The 6,535-nt window shown below is 69.2% G+C and carries 5 protein-coding genes; all 5 read right to left on the reverse strand.

The genetic code is table 11. The features are described from left to right. Positions 1 to 53: 53 nt before the first annotated feature. The 5 genes from B551_RS11575 to B551_RS11595 all read right to left on the reverse strand — a co-directional run bounded on the left by B551_RS11575 (position 54) and on the right by B551_RS11595 (position 6,378). Entirely contained in the window at positions 54 to 2,153 is a 2,100-nt protein-coding gene (locus B551_RS11575) for a molybdopterin-dependent oxidoreductase (protein WP_023264132.1), read from the reverse strand. A gap of 162 nt (positions 2,154 to 2,315) precedes the next feature. Continuing rightward, on the reverse strand, positions 2,316 to 3,371 hold the full coding sequence (locus B551_RS11580) for an ABC transporter ATP-binding protein (protein WP_043439030.1): 1,056 nt from the start codon (positions 3,369 to 3,371) through the stop codon (positions 2,316 to 2,318). Between the two features lie 5 nt (positions 3,372 to 3,376). Then, complete coding sequence (locus B551_RS11585) at positions 3,377 to 4,378, reverse strand: ABC transporter ATP-binding protein (protein WP_006578364.1); 1,002 nt, start codon at positions 4,376 to 4,378, stop codon at positions 3,377 to 3,379. A 28-nt stretch (positions 4,379 to 4,406) separates the two neighbouring features. Further along, entirely contained in the window at positions 4,407 to 5,396 is a 990-nt protein-coding gene (locus B551_RS11590; RefSeq protein ID WP_023264133.1) for an ABC transporter permease, read from the reverse strand. 4 nt (positions 5,397 to 5,400) lie between these two features. Beyond that, entirely contained in the window at positions 5,401 to 6,378 is a 978-nt protein-coding gene (locus B551_RS11595) for an ABC transporter permease (RefSeq protein WP_023264134.1), read from the reverse strand. Positions 6,379 to 6,535 lie beyond the last annotated feature (157 nt).

The following is a 6,535-nucleotide window of genomic DNA, read 5'->3' on the forward strand; positions in this document are numbered from 1 at the left end:
GGCAAGGGCGGCCAGCGCGGCCGCCACGCGGACGCGAGCCGGCCGCCGTGCCATCACGTCACCGCCTGCGCGGCGGCCTCCACCTGCACCAGGCAGTCGTAGAAGACCGGCGCGCGGCCCATGTCGGTCAGGCGCTGGCTGGTCAGCTCGTTGGCGTTCTTGCCGTCCGGCGCCAGCTTCTTCCACCAGATCGACAGCCCGACCACCAGCCCCTGGCGCGCGCGGTCGGTGACGCGGGCACGCGCCTGCATGCTGCCGCGGTCGTTGAAGGCGCGCACCATCATGCCGTCGACGATGCCGCGCGCGGCGGCGTCGTCCGGATGGATGTCCAGATGCGGCTCGCCCTCGGTCGCGCGCAGGCTGTCGACGTTGACGAAGGTGCTGTTCAGGAAGTTGCGCGCCGGCGGCGAGATCATCGCCAGCGGATAGCGCGCGGCCAGGTCCGGCGCGCTGGCGGGCGCCTCGTACGGCGGCACGTAGCCCGGCAGCGGATCGAGGCCGTCCTTGACCATCTCGGCGGCGTAGAACTGGCACTTGCCGGTGGGGCTGGGAAAGCCGCCCTCGGCAAACGGCGCCGCCGGCAGCTTCAGCTTCTGCCAGCCGCTTTCCTTCAGCGTCGGCCAGTCGATGCCGGCCGCGCGTGGATCGTTGCGCGCGATCGCCTGCGCGGCGATGTCCTCGTCGCTGTCGGCGAAGCAAGGCTCGGTAAAGCCCATGCGCCGTGCCAGCCGGCGGAAGATCTCGGTATTGGGCAGCGCCTCGCCCAGCGGTGCGATCGCCTGGTTGTTGGCGAGGAAGTACGTGTGGCCGTAGGCCTTGTGCACGTCGACGTGCTCGAGCTGCGTGGTGGCCGGCAGCAGGATGTCGGCATAGTCGGCGGTATCGGTGCGGAAGTGCTCGAGCACCACGGTGAACAGGTCCTCGCGGGCAAAGCCCGCCGCCACCTTGCTCGATTGCGGCGCGACCGCGACCGGATTGCTGTTGTAGACGACGATCGCCTCGACCGGCGGTGTGCCGGCCGGCAGCCCCTCGCCCAGCAGCGCGTCGCCGATCGTCGACATATTGATCGTGCGCGGCAGCTTCGGCCAGCTCGGCAGCAGGTCCGGGCGCTGCAGCGCCGCGTTGTCGATCGGGAAGAAGCCCGACGTCGACAACTGCAGCCCGCCGGCGGCGTGGCGCCATGCGCCCACCAGCGACGGCAGGCAGGCCACCGCGCGCACGGCCTGGCCGCCGCCGTGGGCGCGCTGCATGCCATAGTTCAGGCGGATCGCCACCGGCTGCCGCTCGCGCACGGCGAGCTGGCCGTACAGGCCGGCCAGCCATTCGATGTCCTGCGCATCGATGCCGCAGATCTGCGCGGCGCGCGCCGGGGAATACTGCGCCGCGCGGTCGCGCAGCGCGTCGAAACCGACCGTGTGCCGGGCGATGTAGTCGTGGTCGAGCAGGTCGTCGCGGATCAGCACGTGCATGATCGCCAGCGCCAGCGCGCCGTCGGTGCCCGGCATCGGCGCGAGATGGCGATGGCACTTCTCGGCCGTCAGCGAGCGGTACGGGTCGATCGCCACCAGCGTCGCGCCGCGGCGCTTGGCCTGCTGCACGCGGGTCCAGAAGTGCAGGTTCGAGGCGATCGGATTGCCGCCCCAGATCACGATCAGCTTCGCGTCCTCGACATGCTCGATGTCCATGCCGACGCTGGCGCCGTACGTGTAGCGCAGCGCGGTGGCGCCGGCGCTGGCGCAGATGGTGCGATCGAGCAGCGAGGCGCCGAGCTTGTGGAAGAAGCGCGCGGCCATGCTTTCGCCCTGCACCAGCCCCATCGTGCCGGCGTAGCTGTAGGGCACGATGGCCTGCGGATCGCGCGCGGCGATCGCGCCGAGCCGCTGCGCGACGATGTCGAGCGCCTCGTCCCAGCCGATCGGCGCGAACTGTCCGCTGCCCTTCGGGCCGATCCGCTTCATCGGGGTCAGCAGGCGGTCGGGATGATAGGTGCGCTCGGTATAACGCGACACCTTGGTGCACAGCACGCCCTGCGTGCCCGGATGGTCGGGATCGCCGGCCACCTTGACGGCGCGGCCGTCCTCGACGGTGACGAGCAGCGCGCAGCTGTCGGGACAATCGTGCGGGCAGGCGGCGCGGACGATGCGGGTGGACATGGGTTCTCCGGGGGCGATGGTCTTTGTGGCCGATTGTATTCGATCGGATTCCGTAGGATTCGATCGGATTCCATCCAGGGGCGGCCGGCGCAGGCGCCGCCGCCTCCCTGCGTCCCCTGCTCGCCTCCTCCGGCCAGTGGTCCCGTCGTCCGCGTCAGGCGCTCAACGCTGGTCGTTCAGATGACAGGCTGACATCCGCCCCGGCGCGATCTCCTTCAGCGCGGGCGCCTCCTCCCGGCAGCGCGGCATCGCATGCGGGCAGCGCGGATGGAAGTGGCAGCCCGACGGCGGATGCAGCGGCGACGGGATCTCGCCCTGGATCGCGACATAGGTCTTCTTGCCGACCTCCAGCTTGGGCGCCTCGGCCAGCAGCGCCTGCGTGTACGGATGATTCGGCGCGGCGAACACCTGCTCGGTCGGCGCGGATTCGACCACGCGGCCCAGGTACATGATCACCACGCGGTCGCTGATGTGCTTGACCACGCCGAGGTCGTGGCTGATGAACAGGTAGGTGAGGTTCAGCTCCTCGCGCAGCCGCATGAACAGGTTCAGCACCTGCGCCTGGATCGACACGTCCAGCGCCGCCACCGATTCGTCGCAGACCAGGAACTCCGGCCTGACCGCCAGCGCGCGTGCAATGCCGATGCGCGCCCGTTGGCCGCCCGAGAACTGGTGCGGAAAGCGCCGCAGCACGGTCGGGTCCATGCCGACCCGCGTCAGCATCTCCTCGACATAGGCCTTCTGGCCCGAGGCCGGCACGATGCCGTGCACCACCGGCGCCTCGCCGACGATATCGAGCACGCGCAGCCGCGGGTTCAGCGAGGCGTACGGATCCTGGAAGATCATCTGGATCGCCAGCTGCTTCTCGCGCTTTTTCTCCGCCGGCAGCTGCTCCAGGTCCTCGCCCTTCCACAGCCGCGTGCCTTCGGTCAGCGTATGCAGGCCGACGGCCATCCGGCCCAGCGTCGACTTGCCGCAGCCGGATTCGCCGACCAGGCCGACGACCTCGCCGGCGCGGATGGCCAGGTCGACATGGTCGACCGCGTGCACCACTTCTTCCTTCGCATGCGCGCCGAACAGATTGGCGATGCGTGCGGCGGCGTCGAGCGACTTGACGAAGCGCTTGGAGACGCCGCGCAGCTCGAGCAGCGGCGTGCCGGCTGCCGACGCGGAGGCCGGCTTCGCTGCCGCGTCGGCGGGCGCGTCGATCACGGACATATCGGTCATGCGGCCTCCTGGGTTTCGAGCACCGGATGGAAGCAGCGCAGGCGCCGTCCGTCGGGCGCGCTGCTCAGCGGCGGCTCGGTGCGGCAGATCTCGGTGGCGCGCGGGCAGCGCTCGCGGAACGCGCAGCCGCCGGGCAGATTCAGCAGCGACGGCGTCATGCCGGGGATCTGCCGCAGCGGCGCGCCGCGCGGATTGCGCGACGGCGCCGAGCCGATCAGTCCGTGCGTATAGGGATGTTCGGGACGCTCGAGCACCTGGCGCACGTCGCCAGCCTCGACGATCCTGCCGGCGTACATCACGCAGACGCTGTCGGCCAGCCCCGCGATCACCGACAGGTCGTGCGTGATCCAGATCAGCGCGGTGCCGGACTCGCGGCACAGCTTCTGCATCTCGTAGAGGATCTGGCCCTGGATCGTCACGTCGAGCGCGGTGGTCGGCTCGTCGGCGATGATCAGGTCCGGCTTGTTCAGCAGCGCGATTGCGATCGCGACGCGCTGGCGCATGCCGCCGGAGAACTGGTGCGGATAGGCCTGCAGCCGCTCGTCCGGCGACGGAATGCCGACCCGCGCCAGCGCATTGCGCGCGCGCTCGCGCGCCACCGCCCTGTCGACCTTCTCGTGCGCCAGCACCGCCTCGATCATCTGCGTGTCGATGCGCAGCACCGGGTTCAGCGTCATCATCGGATCCTGGAAGATCATCGCGATGCGGTTGCCGCGCACGTTGCGCATCTGCGCCGGCGTCAGCCTGCGCAGGTCGCGCGTGACGCCGTCGCGGCTGGTCAGCTCGATGCGTCCGCCGACCACCTGCCCCGGCGGGTCGATCAGTCCCATGATCGAATAGCCGGTCATCGACTTGCCCGAGCCGGACTCGCCGACCAGGCCCATGATCTCGCCGCGGCCGATCGAGAAGGAGACGCGATCGACCGCGCGCGCGACGCCGCCGCGCGTGAAGAAATGCGTTTCCAGATCCTCGACCAGCAGTGTTGGTTTGCTGCTCATGCGGTCATTCCCTTGTTGGCGTCGTCTGTCAAAGCGTCTGCAGTCGCGGATTCAGCACGTCGCGCAGCTGGTCGGCGACCAGGTTCATCGCGACGATGGTCACCACCAGCGCGATGCCGGGGAAGAAACTGATCCAGTACTTGCCGGACAGCATGTACTGCTGTCCGTTCGAGATCAGCGATCCGAGCGACGGCTCGGTGATCGGCACGCCCAGTCCCAGGAAGGACAGCGTTGCCTCCAGCGTGATCGCGGACGCCACCTGCAGCGCGGCGATCACGATCAGCGGTGGCAGGCAGTTCGGCAGCAGGTGGCGGAACATGATGCGCCGCGCCGGCAGCCCCAGGCAGGTGGCCGCCTCGATATATTCCTTGCGCCGCTCGACCAGCGCCGCGCTGCGCGTGGTGCGCGCGTAGTAGGCCCACTGCACCGCCACCAGCGCGATCACGATATTGCCGATACCGGGCCGCAGGAAGGCCAGCAGGATCAGCGCCAGCAGGATCGGCGGGAACGACAGCTGCAGATCGGCGACGCGCATGATCAGCGCCTCGACGCGTCCGCCGACGAAGCCCGCGATCAGCCCGAGCGTGGCGCCCAGCACCAGCGCGATCACCGTGCTGACCACGCCGACGCCGATGCTGATGCGCAGGCCGTACATCACGGCCGACAGGATGTCGCGGCCCTGCTCGTCCGAGCCGAGCAGGAACGTCATGCCGTTGCCCGCCACCTCGCCCGGCGCCAGGCGCGCGTCCAGCACGTCCAGCGTGGCCAGGTCGTAGGGGTCCTGCGGCGCCAGCCACGGCGCGAAGATCGCGACCAGCACGATCGCGATCAGCACCGCCAGGCCCGCCACGGCGATCTTGCTGGAGAAGAACTGCCGGGCGAAGCGGCGCCACGGCGTATCGACGGCCGCCGCTGACGGCGTCGGCGTGCCGGTCGGGGTGCCCGGGGGACCGGCGGGAATATCGGAGGGGGGAACCGGCAGCCCATCCGGCGTGCCCGGTTGCGTAGCGATGGTCATGGGATCAGCCCTTGTTGTCGGCGATGCGCACGCGCGGGTCGAGCACGCTGTAGAGGATGTCGACCGCCAGGTTGATCAGGATGAACAGCGTCACGATCACCATCAGGTAGGCGACGATCACCGGCCGGTCCAGCAGCTGGATCGAATCGATGATCAGCTTGCCCATGCCGGGCCAGGCGAAGATCGTCTCGGTGACGATGGCGAACGCGATGATCGAGCCGAACTGCAGCGCGATCACGGTGACGATCGGAATCAGGATGTTCTTCAGCACGTGCACGCCGACGATCCGCGTGTTCGACAGCCCCTTGGCCCGCGCGAACTTGACGTAGTCCTGCAGCATCGCCTCCTGCGTGCCGGCGCGCGTCAGCCGGATCACCATCGCGATGTTCAGCAGCGACAGCGTGACGGCGGGCAGCACCAGATGGCGGATGCCGTCGACGGTCAGGAAGCTGACCGGGATGCCGAGCACCGGGACGGTCTGCCCGCGCCCGTTCGACGGCAGCCAGCCCAGCTGCACCGCGAACACCATGATCAGCATCAGGCCGACCCAGAAGGTCGGCAGCGAAAAGCCGAGGATCGACACCGTCATGATCGACTTGCCGGCGATGCCGTTGGGCCGCAGGCCGGCCCACAGCCCGAGCGGAATGCCGAGCACGATCGCCAGCAGGATCGCGCAGACCGCCAGCTCCATGGTCGCCGGCATCCGCTCGAAGATCAGCTTCAACGCCGGCGTGCCGTGCGCGAACGAGATGCCCAGATTGCCCTGCAGCGCATTGGTCAGGAAGATCCAGTACTGCTCCCACAGCGGCTTGTCGAGGCCGAGCGCGGCGATGGTGCGCTTGATGTCCTCCTGATCGGCCTGCGGATTGATCAGGATGTCCACCGGATTGCCGATGGCGAACACACCGAGAAAGACCAGCAGCGACATGACGAAGAGCACGACCACGCTCTGCATCAGGCGCCGGATGATAAAGACCAGCATAGTCGGGACGCTTTTCCTTCGCCGCCGGCACCGCCCTCCGTCATGGCTCGCGCGAGAAGTCGCGCGAAGGCATGCGGCGGGACGCGGCACCGGCTGACGGCTAGCGCCGCCCGATCGTCGCCGGGCGGCTGTTTGGGTGGCGATCGGCGCGTGGCCG

This window comes from Cupriavidus sp. HPC(L), assembly GCF_000307735.3.
In the GTDB taxonomy this organism is placed as follows: domain Bacteria; phylum Pseudomonadota; class Gammaproteobacteria; order Burkholderiales; family Burkholderiaceae; genus Cupriavidus.